This is a genomic window from Acinetobacter sp. YH12027 (assembly GCF_013420085.1).
Lineage (GTDB): Bacteria > Pseudomonadota > Gammaproteobacteria > Pseudomonadales > Moraxellaceae > Acinetobacter > Acinetobacter amyesii.
The window spans coordinates 15,321-34,890 of record NZ_VOYW01000035.1 but is presented as its reverse complement, the minus strand read 5'-3'; the positions used below and the strand labels follow the sequence as shown (position 1 = coordinate 34,890).

General features: G+C 42.4%; 17 protein-coding genes. 9 read left to right on the top strand and 8 right to left on the bottom strand.

The genetic code is table 11. From position 1 onward, the window contains the following. Positions 1-165: 165 nt before the first annotated feature. The 6 genes from FTT94_RS12570 to FTT94_RS12545 form a co-directional block, all read right to left on the bottom strand. The gene (locus FTT94_RS12570; protein ID WP_180005283.1) at positions 166-738 is read right to left on the bottom strand and encodes an HdeD family acid-resistance protein; all 573 of its coding nucleotides are present in this window, start codon (positions 736-738) and stop codon (positions 166-168) included. A gap of 126 nt (positions 739-864) precedes the next feature. After that, entirely contained in the window at positions 865-1,623 is a 759-nt protein-coding gene (locus FTT94_RS12565) for a hypothetical protein (RefSeq protein ID WP_180005284.1), read from the bottom strand. A gap of 168 nt (positions 1,624-1,791) precedes the next feature. Then, complete coding sequence (gene topA, locus FTT94_RS12560; RefSeq protein WP_180026610.1) at positions 1,792-4,434, bottom strand: type I DNA topoisomerase; 2,643 nt, start codon at positions 4,432-4,434, stop codon at positions 1,792-1,794. 38 nt (positions 4,435-4,472) lie between these two features. Then, positions 4,473-4,922 carry a hypothetical protein gene (locus tag FTT94_RS12555; RefSeq protein ID WP_078189705.1) on the bottom strand — a complete coding sequence of 150 codons (450 nt, stop codon included), beginning with the start codon at positions 4,920-4,922 and terminating at the stop codon, positions 4,473-4,475. Between the two features lie 70 nt (positions 4,923-4,992). Continuing rightward, positions 4,993-5,994 carry a hypothetical protein gene (locus tag FTT94_RS12550; RefSeq protein WP_180007160.1) on the bottom strand — a complete coding sequence of 334 codons (1,002 nt, stop codon included), beginning with the start codon at positions 5,992-5,994 and terminating at the stop codon, positions 4,993-4,995. A 132-nt stretch (positions 5,995-6,126) separates the two neighbouring features. After that, positions 6,127-6,372, bottom strand: coding sequence for a SlyX family protein (locus FTT94_RS12545; protein ID WP_078189840.1), 246 nt, complete (start codon positions 6,370-6,372; stop codon positions 6,127-6,129). A 34-nt stretch (positions 6,373-6,406) separates the two neighbouring features. Between FTT94_RS12545 and FTT94_RS12540 the strand changes: the two genes are divergently transcribed. From FTT94_RS12540 to FTT94_RS12525, 4 genes are all read left to right on the top strand, one after another. Beyond that, positions 6,407-8,311 (top strand): ATP-binding cassette domain-containing protein, encoded by a 1,905-nt coding sequence (locus FTT94_RS12540; protein WP_180021120.1) that lies wholly within the window; start codon positions 6,407-6,409, stop codon positions 8,309-8,311. Between the two features lie 185 nt (positions 8,312-8,496). After that, positions 8,497-9,258 carry a 3-oxoacyl-ACP reductase gene (locus FTT94_RS12535; RefSeq protein WP_180170894.1) on the top strand — a complete coding sequence of 254 codons (762 nt, stop codon included), beginning with the start codon at positions 8,497-8,499 and terminating at the stop codon, positions 9,256-9,258. 87 nt (positions 9,259-9,345) lie between these two features. Beyond that, positions 9,346-10,281 carry a lauroyl acyltransferase gene (locus tag FTT94_RS12530; RefSeq protein WP_180170893.1) on the top strand — a complete coding sequence of 312 codons (936 nt, stop codon included), beginning with the start codon at positions 9,346-9,348 and terminating at the stop codon, positions 10,279-10,281. Between the two features lie 32 nt (positions 10,282-10,313). Then, the gene (locus FTT94_RS12525) at positions 10,314-11,426 is read left to right on the top strand and encodes a glycosyltransferase family 4 protein (RefSeq protein WP_180170892.1); all 1,113 of its coding nucleotides are present in this window, start codon (positions 10,314-10,316) and stop codon (positions 11,424-11,426) included. A gap of 177 nt (positions 11,427-11,603) precedes the next feature. Here FTT94_RS12525 and FTT94_RS12520 read toward each other — a convergent pair whose 3' ends face one another. Beyond that, entirely contained in the window at positions 11,604-11,909 is a 306-nt protein-coding gene (locus FTT94_RS12520; RefSeq protein WP_257231423.1) for a hypothetical protein, read from the bottom strand. 371 nt (positions 11,910-12,280) lie between these two features. Continuing rightward, positions 12,281-13,408, bottom strand: a complete 1,128-nt coding sequence (locus FTT94_RS12515; RefSeq protein WP_180170890.1) for an endonuclease/exonuclease/phosphatase family protein — start codon at positions 13,406-13,408, stop codon at positions 12,281-12,283. A gap of 183 nt (positions 13,409-13,591) precedes the next feature. Between FTT94_RS12515 and asd the strand changes: the two genes are divergently transcribed. The 5 genes from asd to truA all read left to right on the top strand — a co-directional run bounded on the left by asd (position 13,592) and on the right by truA (position 19,475). After that, positions 13,592-14,710 carry an aspartate-semialdehyde dehydrogenase gene (gene asd, locus FTT94_RS12510; RefSeq protein WP_180170889.1) on the top strand — a complete coding sequence of 373 codons (1,119 nt, stop codon included), beginning with the start codon at positions 13,592-13,594 and terminating at the stop codon, positions 14,708-14,710. A gap of 143 nt (positions 14,711-14,853) precedes the next feature. Beyond that, positions 14,854-16,278, top strand: coding sequence for a hypothetical protein (locus FTT94_RS12505; protein WP_180170888.1), 1,425 nt, complete (start codon positions 14,854-14,856; stop codon positions 16,276-16,278). Between the two features lie 75 nt (positions 16,279-16,353). Further along, positions 16,354-17,649, top strand: coding sequence for a fimbrial protein FimV (locus FTT94_RS12500; RefSeq protein ID WP_180170887.1), 1,296 nt, complete (start codon positions 16,354-16,356; stop codon positions 17,647-17,649). Positions 17,650-17,698: 49 nt separating this feature from the next. Continuing rightward, positions 17,699-18,661, top strand: coding sequence for an asparaginase domain-containing protein (locus FTT94_RS12495; protein WP_180170895.1), 963 nt, complete (start codon positions 17,699-17,701; stop codon positions 18,659-18,661). Positions 18,662-18,677: 16 nt separating this feature from the next. Beyond that, on the top strand, positions 18,678-19,475 hold the full coding sequence (gene truA / locus FTT94_RS12490) for a tRNA pseudouridine(38-40) synthase TruA (RefSeq protein ID WP_180113565.1): 798 nt from the start codon (positions 18,678-18,680) through the stop codon (positions 19,473-19,475). Positions 19,476-19,570 lie beyond the last annotated feature (95 nt).

Sequence of the window (19,570 nt, the reverse complement as noted above, 5' to 3'; positions counted from 1 at the left end):
TAATTCAAGTGAATTTGTTTGAAAGAAGAACTTTAAAAGCTTTATTTTCACCCGATAAAATACCCATAAAACAAGAGGAAGCTCAAATGAGCTTCCTCTTGTGAAAAATTGTGGGACAGCAGTGGCCTCAGCACTCTTTTTTTATTTATCGGATCCGCAAGCAGTTTACTGCTCTGCCGAGCTTTTCGGTACTTCACGTCGAATATAAGAAGCCAAAGTAAGGTAGTTGACCCCTTGGAATAAAATATCAACCGCCAAGAATAATCCTAATACCCAAAATGGTGCATCAGGTGACATCAAAATGATCACACCCGTAATCAAGGTCAATAGACCTGAAAATAGTGTCCATCCCCAACCTTGAAATGCTCGAAATAGCACAGCATTAAAGATACGAATGACCCCTGCAATGATCAAAATAATCGCCAATAAATTGGTTAGGACAATGGCCGTTTTGACAGGCGTTGTAAATGCATAATAGCCTGCGACCAAATACAGCACACCAAATAATGCCCAGAACCAGCGGTAACCGCCTTCAAAAATTTTAAATGCTGCAATGAAATGGATTACGCCACCTAACATCATCAGCACACCAAAAATATAAATCACCGTAAGTGTCGCAAATGGCAAGGCTACCAAAAGGACCAATCCGAAGACCACCAATAAAGCACCTAAACCGAGATACCACTTACGGTTTTCATGGAGCTGACTGCGAATTAAATCGTTGCCTACTGTTCTCATGCTTTTTCTCAAGTTATTCGTTATTCAATGGATTATGCAACTTCATGATGAAGAAAAATGAAAGAAAAGTCCAAATCTTATCCACACTGCTGACTTAGACTGTGGATAAGATAGGTTTTATCCACATTATTTTTTCCATCCCACTTCAATCGCTGTGACGTCATTCACCACAGTATCAGCTAAATCTTCAGGCATTTTACTTTGCGTCTGTGAGGTAGGAATATGCCCTGCCATCAGTTCAGCTTTGCTTTGTGGAAACAAAGGCTGCCGCTCAGGTTCTGCATAACCGACAGGGAAGATTGGCTGACCTGTGGCCAAATCATACTTATCCGTTGCACCAAAAGCGTGTAATAACTCATGGGCTAAAACGATTTTATTCTGCGCAGTCTGTTTATTCGATGCAAATAAATTCACCGATCCAATTCGACCATTTTCCAAAGCTGTGGAATGTTTAAGTTCTTTGGTTTGAGTCGGATCGTAATAATTTAAAAATAGCGTCACACTCGAAACACCATCTACATTTTCATGCTGCTGCCAAGCATAGTAGCGGAATTTCAAACTCCATAAGATAACGTCCAACATGCCAGCATCATTGGGTACTTTGGGAGGTAAAACTTTTAACTCTCGACCTAACTTAAAATACACATAAGTCGGTTGTCCTCGGTATTTCTGTGCCGTCGTTTGTAAATATTGTTGAACATCGTTTAAATCATTGACAGAAAGCTGCTGTATATAAGCTTGTGTGCTCTCTCGACCATCTGCATTAATTGGATGTAACAATACAAAGATCGGTTTACTCCAGTCTTGATTTTTGTCTTTATAGGCATTGACTGCGACAACCAATAAAATCAGCAATAAACACAGTACCCGAATTTTTTTCCACATTCCCCAAGATCTCAATTAATTTTTAGCATTTATTTTCAGAATTAAAACAGAACATCCTTTGAATGTCTTGATCAATTTAAAAGCTCAATCGATTACTTACTTTAAAAATCCCTGATCAAAAGACATAAAAAATGCCGACCGAAGTCAGCATTTTATTGATTTTAAAGCTTAAGCCTCAACCCACTTACCGTCTTGGTACACCAAAGACCATTTGGTTTGTTTTCCTTCAGCATTTTCAGAACCAATATATTGCGCTTGGTTCTTACGGCTGAATTTCACCAATGTTGGGTTTCCTTCAGGATCGACATCCGGCGCTTGCAAGATGAACTGATATTTTGCATCCAACTGATCTGCGACAGAACGTAGTTCAGCTACTTTCGGTGCACGGGTTTCACGTACTTTCGGGAACTTACTTGCAGCTAAGAATAAACCTGCTGCGCCATCACGAAGAACAAAGAAGTCATCATGTTTGGTTGAGCGTAAGTGCTCCATTTTAATTGGATCTACACGTGGAGGTGCAGGCTGACCGCTCTTCAACACTTTACGTGTATTGTCACAGCTATTACATGCAAAGTAAGGACCGAAACGGCCTGTCTTCAATTGCATTTCGCCATCACATTTGTCGCACGGAATGGTTGGACCATCATAACCTTTGATTTTGAACTCACCTTCTTCAAGCTCAAAACCAGCACAGTCTGGGTTATTACCACAGATATGCAACTTACGCCCACCATCAATCACATAGCTATCCATGGCTGTTTCACAAATTGGACAGCGTTTTTTCGACATTAAATCTGCTGTTTCAGCCGAGTCATCGTCAGACAGTGCAGCCAATGATTCTACAGGTGTCAGGTTTAAAGTTCCCTTACAACGCTCTTTAGGCGGTAAGTTATAACCTGAACAACCCAAGAACACTCCTGTAGTCCCTGTACGAATCTGCATCGGACGATCACATTCTTTACAGTGCACCGCATCCACTTCTACAGGTAAATTACGGCGCATGCCATTTTCACCCTGAGCTGTGGTTAAGCGTGTTTTAAAATCACCGTAGAAGCTATTGAGTAACTCTTTCCAGTTACGATCACCATCGGCGACTTTATCCAGCTGGCCTTCAAGGTCTGCCGTAAATGCATAGTTCATCAAGTTATTAAAGTTTTCATCGAGACGGTCTGTCACGATTTCACCCATTTTCTCGGCGAACAAACGACGGTTATCGAGCTTCACATAACCACGGTCTTGAATGGTTGAGATAATCGCAGCATACGTCGATGGACGACCAATCCCTTTTTTCTCAAGCTCTTTGACCAATGATGCTTCAGTGAAGCGCGCAGGTGGTTTAGTAAAGTGTTGAGATGGATCTAATTTTTCAAGCTTGAGTACTTCCCCAACTTTTACAGCAGGTAGCAGTACATCATCATCCGATTTGTTTTGGCCACGCACTTTAGTGAAACCATCAAAGACCAATGTACGGCCTTTGGCTTTGAGTTCAACACCATTGGCATTGACTAAAATCGTTGATGATAAATATTCTGCAGGGGTCATTTGACATGCAACGAACTGACGCCAGATCAGGTCATAAAGACGCTGCGCATCACGCTCTACACCCACCAAACTATCGCCTTTTAGCGCAACATTTGATGGACGAATCGCTTCATGGGCTTCTTGCGCACCAGCTTTATTGCCATAGCGATTTGGTTTAACCGGTAAATATTTTTGTCCAAACTCAGTTTCAATATGACCACGAACCATATTTACAGCGTCATCACTCAAGAATGTTGAGTCTGTACGCATATAAGTAATAAAGCCGGCTTCATATAAGCGTTGTGCCAGCATCATGGTTTTCTTCACAGAAAAACCTAAACGTGTACTTGCTGCTTGTTGCAATGTAGACGTGATGTAAGGCGCGCTTGGATTAACCTTGGTTGGTTTGTCTTCACGTGCTGAAACTGTGTAGTCGGCATCTTTAATCAGGTTCAGTAAAGCATCCGTTTCAGCTTTATTGTGCAGTTTTAAAGTCTTGCCATTTTGCTTCACTGCTTCTAAGCGGATATCGTCTTTCTTCGACTTGGTATCTGCAAAAACTTGCCAAAATTCTTCTGGAATGAAGGCACGAATTTCACGTTCACGCTCAACCACAAGTTTAACAGCCACAGATTGCACACGACCTGCCGATAAACCACGGGCGATTTTTTCCCATAAGAGTGGCGAGATCATAAAGCCCACAATACGGTCGAGGAAACGACGGGCTTGCTGAGCATTGACTTTATCTGTATCGAGGCGAGAAGGATGTTTAAACGCTTCTTGGATGGCATTTTTGGTAATTTCGTTGAACACTACACGTTGATAACGTGAGTCGTCACCGCCAATGACTTCTTTTAAATGCCAAGCAATTGCTTCTCCTTCCCTATCCATATCCGTTGCGAGATAGACCTCGTCAACTTGCGATGCAAGCTTTTTCAGTTCTGCAACAACATGTTCTTTGCCCGGTAGGACTTCGTACTGTGCCTTCCAGTCATTTTCAGGGTCTACGCCCATACGATTAACCAAAGCTTTTTGTGCTTTTTTGGCTTTTTCAGCTTCAGTTAATTTTGCACGAGTTACTGGCTTTTTCTCTGCTGTTTTACTCGAGCCGCCTGTAGGTAAATCACGGACATGACCCACCGATGATTTTACGATGTAATCAGAGCCCAAATATTTATTGATTGTTTTCGCTTTTGCAGGCGATTCCACAATCACTAACGCACGCTTTTTCCCAGCATCGGCAGATTTTGCTGTGGTACTTTTAGATGTGGACCGAGGAGCGTTCGCCATAGTTAACCATCATTCCTGTTTAATAGGTTTTTTAAAATTTAAAGTTCAGCCAATGAATGTAAAAATGCTTTCATATCATCAAGCTGTGTGGCTCTTAAGTCAGATTCTTCGTTCCAATAGAGTCCTACACAGTTTGCCTGCATATCAATAGCATAAATGCCCTTTAATGTAATGGCTAAATCCTTGAACTTGTCATCACCATGTACCAGTTCAAGTTTGTCATCGACTACTAAAGCACGCATTAAAGGCAAACGCGCATCTGGAATCAGCACACTGTAATACGCCACCATACTGGCACGTTTTTCAGAAGCCATTGGAATCTTGGTCCAAGCAGGTGCAGCCACTAAACGTGGATGCAACCCCATCTTACGCGCCTTCTCACGCATAATGCCCAAGGCTTTTTCTCTAGGATTTACTCGAAGTCCAAAAATCGACCCAAGTACAAAAACCACAATAAAAACGGTAACCCAGATTCCAGTATTTTCCATAGCACAACCTTTATATTCCTTTATTAGAGTTGCATAAGCGCAATATAAAACGCAAGTTCACTCGATAAAATTAATTCAGGAACATCTCGTGGCTATATAGCACTTCGTGACCATTCCAATAGATATATCCTTTTTCGATCAACTCTTTAAGTAATAATCGAACGTCAGATTGTGGGAACATTTGCTCTAATAAATCACGTAAGGCGTAGATATCTTTTGGTTTATCTGACTTTAATTCATGCAATTTTCGGATCACTTCCATTTGCACAGGATCAATTTTATTGAAATTTTTAAATAAGCCTTGTTGTGCAGCCTGAATCATCGATGCCGTATCATCAGTATTTGAGGTTTGATCTTCGAGTGAAGCAGAAAATGCATTCAGGTCTGTTTTGATGGGCAATGCTGTTTCAGCAGTCGCATTTAAATCTAGCTGCACCCATTGTTTGAGTACTTTTTTTCGAATCGAAATTTGCTCATCAAAGCGTTTGACGATTTTTAGATTGATCAACATACCGACCAAATGCTGAGCTTTTTCGCTAGAGACTTGCAAAATATTCATCAGTGAGTTTTTCAGTTTATCCAAACTGTTGGGTTTGCCACTGAGTTTTTCCAGACCATCACAATAGTGTTTAATCAGTAATAAATCAGGTTTATTCCGAATGGTTTCTAGGTCAGGAATTTTATACTTAACTTTATGTGAAACTTCTTGTTCTGATTGAATTTGAATAAGATGTGCGCTGAGTCCAGAGCCATCCAATTGTTCCATCAGTAATGCAATATCAGGCATCACTGAAATGACTTCAATGTGTGCATCTGGATCCATCAAGGCCATCAGTTGCCCCACAATCACCGCATATTCAAATTCTTTTTGCGGCGTTTCTGGAATATCCAAAACCACCAATTGGCCACTCGCGATCCACCCTGCAATTTCAGTCAAATCTTCAAGTGCATATTCAAATTTTCCATTGCAGCTAAACACATACAAAGTACTGTAATGTTCAATGATATTGCGCAATAGATTTGCTGTAGGCGGGTTATTTTCCAAATCTAGCAGGACAACTTTTTGACTCATGAGATGAAATAATGGGTTTCGATCAGCAGATGCGGTGCATTAGACCTGTCACGCTGCAAAAGGTCAAATAAATTTACACCAATCCACAGCTTTGGCGCTGATTCGTCATCTGCCTGTCATTCAATATCGACATTAATAATGCGGTGGGCGGTTGGTCATTGGGTCAAATGCTGCGATGCCTTCAGATAAATCTGCCGATTCAATACGACGATACAACATCTGCATTTGTTTCTTTAAATCAGCGATTTCGGCATTTTGACGGGCAACTTGATCATTCAATTGATCAACTAAATCATCTAAAAATGCAATTCGGACTTGCAAATCTTCAATGGGTGCGGAAAATGACGCCTGTTCATCAAGATTTTGTTGTGTAGTCAATTTACACTCCTCATATAAGATTTCAGGAAACATTATGGCCTATATTACCTTAAGGGACGTCCAGCTTGCGTTTGGCGGACCTTCCCTACTCGACGGCGCGAACTTCAGTTTAGAACGTGGCGAGCGAGTATGTCTAATCGGTCGTAATGGTGAAGGTAAGTCTACTTTACTTAAACTGATTGAGGGAACTTTATTGCCAGATGGCGGTGAAGTTTCATTGCAAAATGGCATTACGATTTCAATGCTTGCGCAAGATGTACCCATGGATTCGGGCAAAGTCGCTGATATTGTAGCCGATGGTGCTGGTGAAGCTGCAACTGTTCTACGTGCTTATCATGAAGCCAGCGAAGCCTGCGTACTCGGCGATATGGATGCCTGTGAGCGCATGGGTAACTTACAACATCAGATGGATCAAATGGATGGCTGGTCACTTGAAACCAAAGTGAATGCTATCCTCAGTAAAATGGGCCTAGACCCAGAAGCTGACCTTGCAGATTTGTCTGGTGGTCGTAAGCGTCGTGTTTTATTGGCACGTGCTCTCTTGACGCAGCCCGATGTCTTACTACTCGACGAACCAACCAACCATTTGGACGTTGAAAGTATTGAATGGCTCGAAAAATTCCTGCTTGATCAAAACAACTTAACCCTGTTGTTTATTTCGCATGACCGTTCATTTGTCGATAGCATCGCAACCCGTATTGTGGAACTTGACCGCGGCATTTTGCGTAGCTATGAAGGTAACTATTCACGTTACCTCGAACTCAAAGCTCAGCAAATGGAAGCGGAAGAAAAGCAAAATGCGCTATTCGATAAAAAACTCGCTGAAGAAGAAGTGTGGATTCGTCAGGGCATTAAAGCGCGTCGTACCCGTAACGAAGGTCGTGTTCGTGCCTTAAAAGCGTTGCGTGAAGAGTCTAAAGCACGTCGTTCACAACAAGGCAAAGTGAGCATGGCAACGCAAGATGCGCAGCGCTCAGGTAAAGTGGTCTTTGAAATTGAAAACTTAGCTGTGCAATTTGGCAACAGCGCACCAATCATCAAAGACTTCTCGGCACTGGTATTACGTGGTGACCGTATCGGCTTAGTCGGTGACAACGGTGTGGGTAAAACCACTCTTATCAAAGCTATTTTGGGTGAGCAAGAACATACTGGTACAGTAAAAACAGGTACACAGCTTGAAGTTGCTTACTTTGATCAGCTTCGAAATGCACTTGATCTTGAAAAATCAGTGAAAGATAACGTCTCTGAAGGCTCAGACCATGTCGATGTAAACGGTAGCCGTCGTCACATCTACAGTTATTTACAAGACTTCTTATTCTCTCCAGAACGTGCACGTACACCTGTTAAAGCACTGTCTGGGGGTGAGCGTAACCGTATTCTGTTGGCTAAGCTTCTACTAAAACCATCGAACCTTATCGTGATGGACGAACCGACCAACGACTTGGATATGGTGACGCTTGAACTGTTGGAAGAAATGCTCAGCGCTTACAAAGGCACACTGTTACTGATTTCGCATGACCGTGCCTTTATGGACAACGTGGTGACTTCGACTTGGGTATTTGATGGTAAAGGTCAAATCGATGAATACATCGGAGGTTACCAAGACTATTTGGAACAGCGTCCTGACCAAACTGTCGTGGATCAAAAAAGCGACGTGAAAAAAGCCATGGCTAAAGCCGAAGCAGCGGCTGCCGCTGCCGTGCCTAAAAAAGTCAAGCTCAGCTATAAAGACCAACGTGCCCTAGAACAACTGCCGACTGAAATTGAAGCATTGGAACAAGAGCAAGCTGAATTGTCTGAAAAATTAGCTGACGGTTCTTGGTTTATGACTGACGCCGAAGCTGCGACCAAAGCATCACAGCGTCTAGCTGAAATTGATGACGAAATGCTAGAAAAAATGGAACGTTTAGATGAGCTAGAAACGCTCGCTAAAGGCTAAGTCCACAAATATTCCACACAGAAAAAGCCGTATTTCGATACGGCTTTTTTATGTCATATGACTCGACTGGATGGCTAACCTAAATGACGCTGTTTCAAATTGGAGCATACAGCGTCTGTAAAGACGATTCCGCAAATGTGAAATGCTTGCTATGGTGACGTTCAATATAAGATTGAGTCACGAGCATGCAAATTTCAGATCAAATTGTCTTGGTTACAGGAGGCGCACGTGGCCTCGGTTTGGCAATTAGCCAAACTTTAATTGCTGAAGGCGCACGCGTGGTCGTGAACTATCTATCCAGTCAAACTGCGGCAGAACAGTTGGCGACCGAATTTCCTCAGCAAGTGTTTGCCTATCAAGCAGATGTCACCGATAAAGCTCAAGTAGAACAGCTTTTTGCCGCAGCAGAAGCACATTTTGGTACCGCGATCACCTCTGTCGTAAATAATGCCCTCATCCATTTTCAATTTAATGGCGATGCCCGTCCTAAAATGGAAGAACTGACTGCACAGCACTTACAGCAACAGTTTGATGGCGCAGTCGTCGCTGCACTCAACACCACTCAAGCGGCGCTTCCAAAGATGAAAGCACAAGGTTTTGGTCGCATTGTCAATATTGGCACCAACCTGGTACAAAATCCTGTCGTGCCTTACCACGACTACACTGCAGCAAAAGCGGCACTTTTGGCCTTCACCCGCACAACGGCACATGAACTGGGTGAGTTTGGGATTAACGTCAATATGCTTTCAGGCGGCTTATTACAAAGCACCGATGCCAGTAAAGCGACACCCGATGCCGTGTTTGATTTAATCGCGGCATCGACACCTTTACGCACAGTGACCACGCCTGAAGAATTTGCTGCGGCCATCATGATGTTCTTATCCCCATACTCACGTGCGGTCACAGGGCAGAATTTGATTGTCGATGGCGGTTTAGTCAAGGGTTAAGTCTGATGCTGCATGAGTTTGAACTTTCTCTTTCAATTCAGCTTCATGCTAAACTGAACCCTATTTTTTAATCTTTGATTTAGCCCTATGAGTCAAAAGCCAACATATCAACCCGGAAAATTCCAATGGTCTTTCTTACTTCCTCAGTATTGGGGAATTTGGATAGGGATTGTATTTCTTATGATTTTGGCGATTCTTCCATGGGCAATTCAGTATCGCCTTGGACAATTCCTCGGTTCTGTCGCATTTAACAATCTCAAATCACGTCGTAAAACCACGATTCGCAACTTGGAAGTTTGCTTTCCTGAATGGACGGCAGAACAGATTGAAGCTAATGCAAGACAGGTTTTTATCGACCAAATGATTGGTATTTTTGAAACCTTAAATGCATGGTACAGCCCGCAGTGGTTCAAAAATCGGGTGCAAATTGAAGGCTTAGAACATATTCAAAATGCACAAGCTGAAGGCAAAGGTATTTTGCTCCTCGGCACACATTCTACCCTGCTCGATGCAGGTGGCTATTTATGTGCACAGTTCTTTGAGCCGGATGTGGTTTATCGTCCGCAAAATAATCCGCTGTTGGACATGTTGATTGTGCGTTGCCGTGCCACCATCTATGCCAACCAAATCGACCATGATGATATGCGTGGCTTAATTCGTAATCTGAAAAATGCCCATGCCATTTGGTACAGTCCCGATCAAGACTTTGGTTTAAAACAAGGGGTTATGGCACCGTTTTTTGGTACTCCCGCAGCCACTGTTACTGCACATCGTCGCTTATTAAAAATTGCTAAAGCCGTAGCGATCCCATTGTATTTTTATCGAGATGGCGACATCAGCAGCCCTCAATATCATGTATTGATTGAACCTGCTTTGGACAATTTTCCGAGTAACGATGAAGTTTCGGATGCTATTCGAACCAATAAAATTATTGAAAATCAGCTGCGAATCGCACCGACACAATACATGTGGTTCCATCGCCGCTTTAAAACCCGCCCACAAGGCTATGACAAAATCTATTGAGTTCAACTCAGCACATAAAAAAGAGAAATGCTATGAAAGTGATGCAGCTTTTACCTGAATTGAACAGTGGTGGTGTCGAGCGAGGAACCTTAGAAATAGCTCGTGCTTTAGTGACCGCCGGTCATGAGTCATTAGTGGTTTCAAATGGTGGCCGTATGGTGACTCAATTAGAAGCCGAAGGCTCAACGCATCTCACACTCGCAATCCATAAAAAAGCCTTATCGAGCTTATGGCAAATTCGTCCACTACGTAAACTGATTGAGCAACATCAACCAGATATCGTGCATGTGCGCTCACGTGTCCCTGCGTGGCTCACGCATTTTGCCCTCAAAGGGATTCCTGCAAACAAGCGACCTCACCTGATTTCAACTGTACATGGTTTTTATTCGATTAATCGCTATAGTCAAATCATGACGCAGGCTGAAAAAGTTATTGCGGTCTCGGATAGTGTTGTCAAATACATCACGGACAACTACAAAAACTGTCCTACTAAGGACATTGTGCGTATTTATCGTGGCATTGACCCTGCGGCTTTTCCACATGGCTATCAACCCTCAGCACAGTGGCTCAATCAAACCCTAAAAGATTTCCCTGAACTAGAAAATAAGCGTCTGATTTGCTTACCAGGCCGTATCACCCGTTTGAAAGGTCATGAAACCCTGATCCATTTAATGGAACAGCTACAAACACAGTATCCCGACGTACATGCGGTAGTGGTCGGTGGTGCAGATCCGAAAAAAGCGGCTTATTTACAAGAAATGCAAGACAGTATTGCGGCTAAAGGGCTGAGTGATCGGATTACTTTTGTCGGTCATCGTTCGGATATTCGTGAATGGTTAGCTTTTAGCGATTTGGTTTTATCTTTGTCGAGCCAAGCGGAAACCTTTGGACGGACTGTACTTGAAGCATTGTCTGTAGGTACACCTGTAATCGGTTGGAACCGTGGTGGGGTAGCTGAAATTTTATCCAATGTCTATCCGCAAGGTTTAGTCACTGTCGATGATGAAACCCAATTACTCGAAACCTTAAAGTTGCATTTAGACCAACCACAACACGTGAAGCCTATCAGCATGTTTAGTTTAAAAGAGATGTGTGATCAGACTTTGGAGTTGTATACCCAAGTGGTCTCTCAGCATTCAGCTTAATTGACTACACGCCATAGATCTTTGCTGTGCAGGATAGCGCTCGGAAAATTTTTAATTCAGCAACTAGATCAGCATCTAGAAAGGATATTGTGAATTTCACAATATCTTTTTTTCTATTAGGATTTTTTAACTGGCGATTTAATCCTTCCATTTAGCCCTTCAATTTCGGGCTTCCACTTAGCCCTTCCATACACGGTATCGGGACATCAACCAAAGAATTAGCGGCAACCACATGACATTTAGAATATGTTTCAAACTTTGCCCTATACGCCAAAAGCCTCTATCTAAAATATCATGGCGTGCATTAAACAATTCCAATCCCACTGCGACGACCACAACCGTCCAAATCGCATAAGGTGATTTCAATTGGCGGTGATGGCAAAAGGCCACAAAAAAGAACAGGATTAAGCCAAGATAAATGGAAAGTGCATCCGTAGATAAGTGTGTAATCTGCAATATTTTCTGGTGCCATTCGGACAGCATAGAACGCCTCATACCTATATTTTTATTGGAAATTCATCGCTTTTTTCTTGGCACACTGTATAAAGAAATTGATCAAAAGAAAAGCAAAAATATGTACATCACAAAAGCAAAACCCGAGTTCTGCATCCTGCAAAACTCGGGTCTATGAGGTTGTGCTTTCACAAGTATTCTTTTTATTTTTTATTGGCTTTCCTTTCCTGCATCCGTTCCGTGATGCTTCCATCGGCTTCGTCTTCCTTAGTGGGATGTTCCGTTCCCAGTTCCATGTGCCGATGAACAAAGAATAAGTCAATACACTTGACCTGACCATTCGTCAGAAGCCGAAAGCTGTGTAAGCTATTTCTTACACTTTTCTCTTAAATCAAACAAAATCAAGGTGCCTTCGTACCATCCTTATAATCACGGGCGATTTCATCGGTCACCACTTTCTCCTCTTTCTCAGCTTTTTCTATGCCTTCCTGAATTGCCTCTTGCGCTTCTTGTTCATCTTCATCCGTTTGCTCCAATTCTTCTTGGATTTGCTCAAAGACCCTACCTGTTTGCAGCACCACATAGACTGGGAAATGGTCTGAACCGATATTGGGCAATCGTTCCATGTGTACTAAGGCAAAATCTGTACTATGAAAAATATGGTCGAGCGACCAGCGCAGCAGTGGATAATTGGCATGAAAGGTATTTACGAAATGACGTCCAACACGCGGGTCTAAAAGCCCACTGATTCGTTGAAAGAGTCGTGTAGTCCGTGACCATGCCACATCATTCAGGTCCCCCATAACGATGCAACTTTCATCTAAATCTTTAATCTGATCGCCCACAATCAGCAATTCTGCATCGCGTAAAGTTGAATCTTTGGCTTCTGTTGGACTTGGCGGTTTGGGATGTAAACAATACAGTTGAACCTGATTTCCTGATGCTAAGGTGACTCGGGTATGGATCGAAGGAATTTCATCATTGAGAATAAATTTGACTTCAGTTTCACTAAGTTCTAACTTGCTATACAAATGCATCCCATACAAATTATCCAAAGGTACGGGTACGCGATAAGGATAATCAGCTTCAATCACTGCCAATTCATTTTGCCAAGTTTGATCGGTTTCTAGCGTGAGGACCAAGTCCGGTTGATGCTTCTGTATTTGCGCCAATAACAAGTGATATTGGGTATTTGGCGTGAGTACATTGGAGACAATGATTGAAATCTGTTTTTGTGTATCTAACTGGTCTGATCGGACTTGTTTGACTTGTTTTTTCCACAGAAACGTATAAGGCAATACCATTTTCAATTGATATGCCAAGGCGGCAATCAGCCCAATTAGAATGATTTCACGCGCCAAGTCCCATTCCGCATTCCATAAAATTAAGCCCATGAAAGCAAATATACCCAAAGCCAAGATTTGCAGGCGCGGAAAATCTGCACCACGAAACCACCATTCATCTCGTGGGATCAGTGACCAAAATGTCAACCAAATGACGAAGCCCGCCAGTATTTCAATCCAAATCATCACGCCTCCCTTATATTCTTTATTTTTTATTGATTCATAAATTTATATCAGTTTTGCATGTAACATAAACAAGATATATTGCACAATATTATTGGTGTTTTCATTATGTAGCGCTTGCAGTTATGCGCCCTTTTGGTACACTCGAACCCCCTTTTATTTTTTAACGCACCGAGGCAAAGTGACATGAAAGTAGGTCTGGTCGGTTGGCGCGGGATGGTTGGTTCCGTCCTTATGCAACGTATGGTTGAAGAAAACGATTTCGCTCATTTCGAACCGTTTTATTTCTCTACCAGTAATGCAGGTGGTGAAGCCCCTGCGTTTGGTGGTAAGACTGCCCCAGCACTTATGGATGCAACGGACATTGATAGTCTGAAGCAAATGGATGTCATTATCACCTGCCAAGGTGGCGATTATACGACTGAAGTTTTCCCTAAGCTGAAAGCTGAAAACTGGAATGGTTACTGGATCGATGCTGCATCGACTTTACGTATGAATGATGAAGCGATCATCGTACTTGACCCAGTAAACATGAACGTCATCAAAGACGGCTTAGTAAAAGGCACAAAAACATTCGTGGGCGGTAACTGTACCGTTTCATTGATGTTAATGGGTTTAGGCGGTCTATTCCAAAATAATTTAGTGGAATGGGCAACGTCTATGACGTATCAAGCGGCTTCTGGTGCAGGCGCGCAAAACATGCGTGAACTGATTTCAGGTATGGGCTACTTGTACAACAATACTAAAGATTTGCTGGATGACCCACGTTCACCAATTTTAGATATCGATTCTAAAATTGCACAATTACAACGTGGCGAAGGTTTCCCATCTGCAAACTTCGGTGTGCCTCTAGCAGGTTCGCTCATTCCTTATATCGACAAACAGCTTGAAAGCGGTCAGTCGAAAGAAGAATGGAAAGGTCAAGTTGAAACCAACAAGATCTTAGGCAACCAGCAAATCGTTCCAATCGATGGACACTGTGTACGTATTGGTGCGATGCGTTGTCACTCACAAGCATTGACTTTAAAACTTCGTAAAGATGTTCCACTGGATGAAATCGAAGATATTATCGCAAGTGCCAACGATTGGTCTAAAGTGGTTCCAAATACCCGTGAAGCGTCAATGACTGATTTGACTCCTGTTGCTGTAACAGGCACCTTGTCTGTTCCAGTTGGTCGTCTCCGTAAGCTTAACATGGGTAAAGAATACCTAGGTGCATTCACTGTAGGTGACCAATTGCTTTGGGGTGCTGCTGAACCTTTACGTCGTATGCTAAGAATTCTCATTGATTATAAAAATGCTTAAGCATTTTTAAGTCTCTGAACAGGAAGCCGATCACAATTGATCGGCTTTTTTATGTAACTGTCGTGTAAATATTTTACAATTCTTTGACAACTCGCTAATCTATAATTTTCGCCATGCGACATATATTCGAGCTAAAGATTAAGATGACCGTATATAACAAATTAAAGATCGCCATTTTAGCCGTTATTGCATCTCAAAACATTCAAGCGATCAGCATTGATCCTGTACAAGTCCAGTCAGCACCCGGGGAATTGCTGTACGCTGAGATTCATTTTCGCCACTCAAATACATCTGTGCCGCTCAATGCAAGTTTAGCCACGGCAGAGGATTTATTGAGTATGGGTACAGGGCATCAACCACCGGGGCATTTAAACTTCTTCACGCGTCGTGATGGTGCAGGCAATGGGGTAATTACCATTACCTCTTCGCGTCCAGTGACCGATGCTGAGCTTAATTTTATTGTCAATATTAAAGAAGGTAATGCTTCACGCCTGCAACAAATTCGCACACCATTAAAACGCAATCCAGCGCCGTCGAATGCGACTCAAACCCGTGCCAATGAACGTGCTTTAGCACCTGTCGTGATCGTAAATGAAAAAGAAATTGCCTTAAATTTACCTGTTAGCACCCTCTACACCGCAAAAGCACCTGTAGCTGCAGAACAACCCTTATTACTCAGCACCAAAGCACCGCCAAAGTTAGCACAATTAGCAACGTCAACGCCTGTTGCGATTGAACCTGTCACGCATGTGCAAAATTATAGCGTCGCACCTGCGGAGCAAAATAGCGCAAGTACTTCATCAGGTTCTGAAACATCAATTTCGCAAGTTACAAAAACCAATTCGACCGGCTCTGTCAGTTCAGAAATGCAAGCTGCAACAGCATCAACTGCAAGATCTCAAGACCCATTGGCACAAAAATTTGCTGCTGAGCAGGCAGCTCAAAAACATGAAAATCCAACAACGACAACTCAAACAGCATCTACACCAAAACCAACAAGTACTGCAGCTGCATCAACAGCAACACCTGCGGCAAAATATGTGGTTCGCTCAAATGAAAGCCTTTGGGGGATTGCCTCACGTATTGCGACAGAACAAAACCGCCCTGTTTCTGAAGTCATGCAACAGATTAAAAACAGCAACGAACATGCATTCATTCAAGGCGATGTAAACCGTCTGCGCCGTGGTGCGGCCTTAAATCTGCATGGTATGCAGCAAGCAAAACAGCCTGTAAAAGTCTCTGCTGCAGAACTTGCCAAAGTACCTTCGAAGCAGTCAGGCAAAACCAAATACCGCTTGAATCAAGCTGAAATGAGTCTGGTTGCAGAGAAAGCGCAAGATTCGGCACAATCTTCTGCCAACAGTGCAGCAGAAAAGAACAAAACTTCGAAAGAGTTGTCATTAAAAGTTATGACATCTCGTGAAAAAAACGTTAAATTACAGAGAAACGTAACTCAATTAGAATTGGCGCTAAATCAAAAGGATCACAGAATTCAATTATTAAATGCTCGTCTTGCTCAACTGCAACAACAGTTGAAAGCTCAACAAGCAGATAAAAGAAGCCAATAAACTAAAACGTTACCAATCAAGATTTTATAGGGATGAGTGCAACTTTATATCGCTCTATCTCCAAGGGGTTAAAACATGCTGATTTATGTGATTCCATTAGTGATCTTAGTGATCGTATTGGTTTTTTTAAACAAACGCCAAAAAGATCAAGAATCAGATAAAGCCAAACCAACATCCACTAAAACCAAGAAAACGGGTGTTTCGGCCAAAGCGACTCCGAAGAAAAATCAAATGGTTGAAAGCAGTGTCATTGAAAAAAAATCAATGACACCATTAACGACCGATGCTCGTGGCAAAATTGAAAAATTAATTGCAGAACGTAATTTCTTTTCTGCTGAAGCGCAAATCAATCAATCGTTAAAACGTGATAACTCACAACATGAGTTGTATCTATATCTATTAGATATTCACATTTTACAAAAAGACGAATTTGCCATCAGCCAATTGCTAAGCCATATTCGTTCACTTGAACTCGATGAAATTTTAGAACAAGCTGAAGCAAAAAAAGTAGAGTTTGACAATTCACATGTTGATGAAGATATTGCGATTCATCATTCTTCTACATCATCAACTCCTAAAATTACAAACAATACCTCAGATTTTGATGCGCTCATGAATTCAGCGCCAACTAAACCAATCTCTGAAGAACAAAAGCCTCTAGAGTTTAATTTCACCACTGATACGCCTGCAAAAGCAGACATTTCTACCCCAGTTGAAAGTGCTCCTGCTGAAAAAATACAGCCGCTTGAATTTGACACGCTTTCAATTTCACCAGAACCTGCACTTGAAGCAACACCGAAAACCGAAGAGATTGCTCAGCCATCTCCTGCCGTTGAAGAAATCAAACCGATTGATTTTGCAATGGACTTTGCCCCAAGCACTGAAGCTGCGGCTGAAACCAAAACACAAACTGTAGAAGAAAAAATCGAACCTTTAGATTTTTCATTTACAACAGAAACATCGGTTGTAGAAGAAAACAAAGTTGAAGCCCCAACCTTAAACTTTGACTTAGGTGCTTTTGAAACAGCAAAAACAGAAGAAGCAGTTGTCGCTCCAGCAACAGAGTTTAGCTTAGAGTCTACGCCTGAAGTTAAACCTGCAGCCCCTGCTTCAAGTGGTGTGAGTTTTGACATTAGCGGTTTAAGCACACCGTTAACCCCATCTGCTACAGACCAAAACGATCCATTGGTTCAATCTTTCCCTGAACTGGTTGAAGTCAATGAAATTGAATTGAATCTTGAGTTGGCAGCGCAATACATCAAACTAGGTGCTTATGACGCTGCACGTGAAATTTTAACTGAAAAAGAGGCTGAGTTTTCTTCAGCTCAGCGTCAACAAGCAGATCAGTTACTGAATCAAATCGCATCTTAAGCAAAAGCGATTTAAACTAAAGCAGTCTTTCAAGGCTGCTTTTTTTATGATGAAAAAAATTGCTCTTATTTATATGGGTGGTACCTTCGGTTGTATCGGTGAACCGTTAAGCCCCATGCCAGCGAATGCGTTTTTACCTAAATTACAGCATGTGCTGCCACTACACCTAAACATTGAATGTTTTGTTGCACCTGTCATTCGTGACAGTAGTGCTTGTACTGCGCCCGACTGGCTGGCGCTGATTCAACAAATTCAAAGCTTACAATTACAACAATTTCAGCATTTCGTAATTATTCATGGTACAGACACGCTTAGCTATGCCAGTGCAGTGCTTGCACACTTTATAGGACAGTCTGCTCATATCGTGCTTACAGGCAGCCAATATCCGCTGTTTAATGTGGCTGGTGACAATACCCGTGAATTTACTGATGCCATCGACAATTTAAATTTTGCATTGGAATCGATACATCAATTGAGTGTTGGGGTTTATTTGGCCTTTCATCATCAACTGATGCATGCTCAATCCGCATTAAAAGTACATACAACCGATCTGAAAGCCTTTGATGGGCTGCCAGCCACACAGCCACTTTCAATGCTGACATCGCCGTATATTGTTCAAGCCAATGATTTAGACAAAGCAGCTCATTTCAATTGCCTGAATTGGATGTGGCAACCGATAGCAACTGATCTACACAGTCAAAATTTAGCCGCCCTGCTTACACACACGCCAGATGTTTTAATTCTGCAAGGTTTTGGCACAGGCAACATTGCCGTTGATGCTGAATTACTCAATGTATTGAAAGCCATACAACAAAAAAATTGCAAAATTATCTTAAGTACACAGGTTGTTCATGGCGGTATAGATCAGCGCTATGCTGTGAGTGACTGGGTCAAAGACAGCGGAATTTTACTGAGTAATTGTTTGGGGCATGCAGATCTTTATGCCAAATGTTTGAAAATGTATTTACAATACGGCAGTGACGCAGACTGGACTGCGCATTGGAACGATTAAGTCATTTGAGGTAAATATGCAACGTTTTGCGATTGGGATTGAGTTTTGTGGCATGCAATACAAGGGCTGGCAAACTCAGCAACCGGGCGTACCAAGCGTGCAAGAAACCATTGAAACCGTCCTCAGTAAAGTGGCCAATGAGCCAATCATGTTGCACGGTGCTGGCCGAACAGATGCTGGTGTCCATGCAACCAATATGGTGGCACATTTCGATACTCAGGCGATTCGTCCCATTCGTGGATGGTTAATGGGCAGTAATAGCCAATTACCTCGTGATATCTCCATCCAATGGATTAAGGAAATGGATCAGGACTTCCATGCCCGCTTTAAGGCGCAAGCGCGTCGTTATCGCTATGTGGTCTATAACAATCCACAGCGTCCAGCTTTACTGTACAAGCAAGTGACCCATGTCTATGCAAAATTAGATGTGCTGAAAATGCAACGTGCAGCTGCCAAATTTGAAGGCACCCATAACTTTGAAAGCTTCCGTGCCGCAGCATGTCAGTCTAATCAACCTGTCCGTCATGTCAGTCATTGTCGCTTGATCCAACATGGATGTTACTTGGTCCTAGATATTCAGGCTGATGGTTTTTTACATCACATGGTGCGTAACATCATGGGCTGTTTGTTGGAAATTGGGCAAGGTATGTATGAAGTTGACCATATTGACGATATTTTTGCGGCTGAAGATCGTAAAGCAGCAGGTGTCACCGCACCACCCGATGGACTATATTTTATCCATGCAGACTATCCAGCTCAGTTTGAACTTCCTCAAGTTCCGTTAGGACCACATTGGCTAAATATGCCTGAATAAACAATCCCTCCCAACCTCACTTTCACAGAGAGGGTGTTTCATTTCCGCCATTGCCAGATTCTAAAGATGAAAATCCCTCTTTGAAAAAGGGGGAT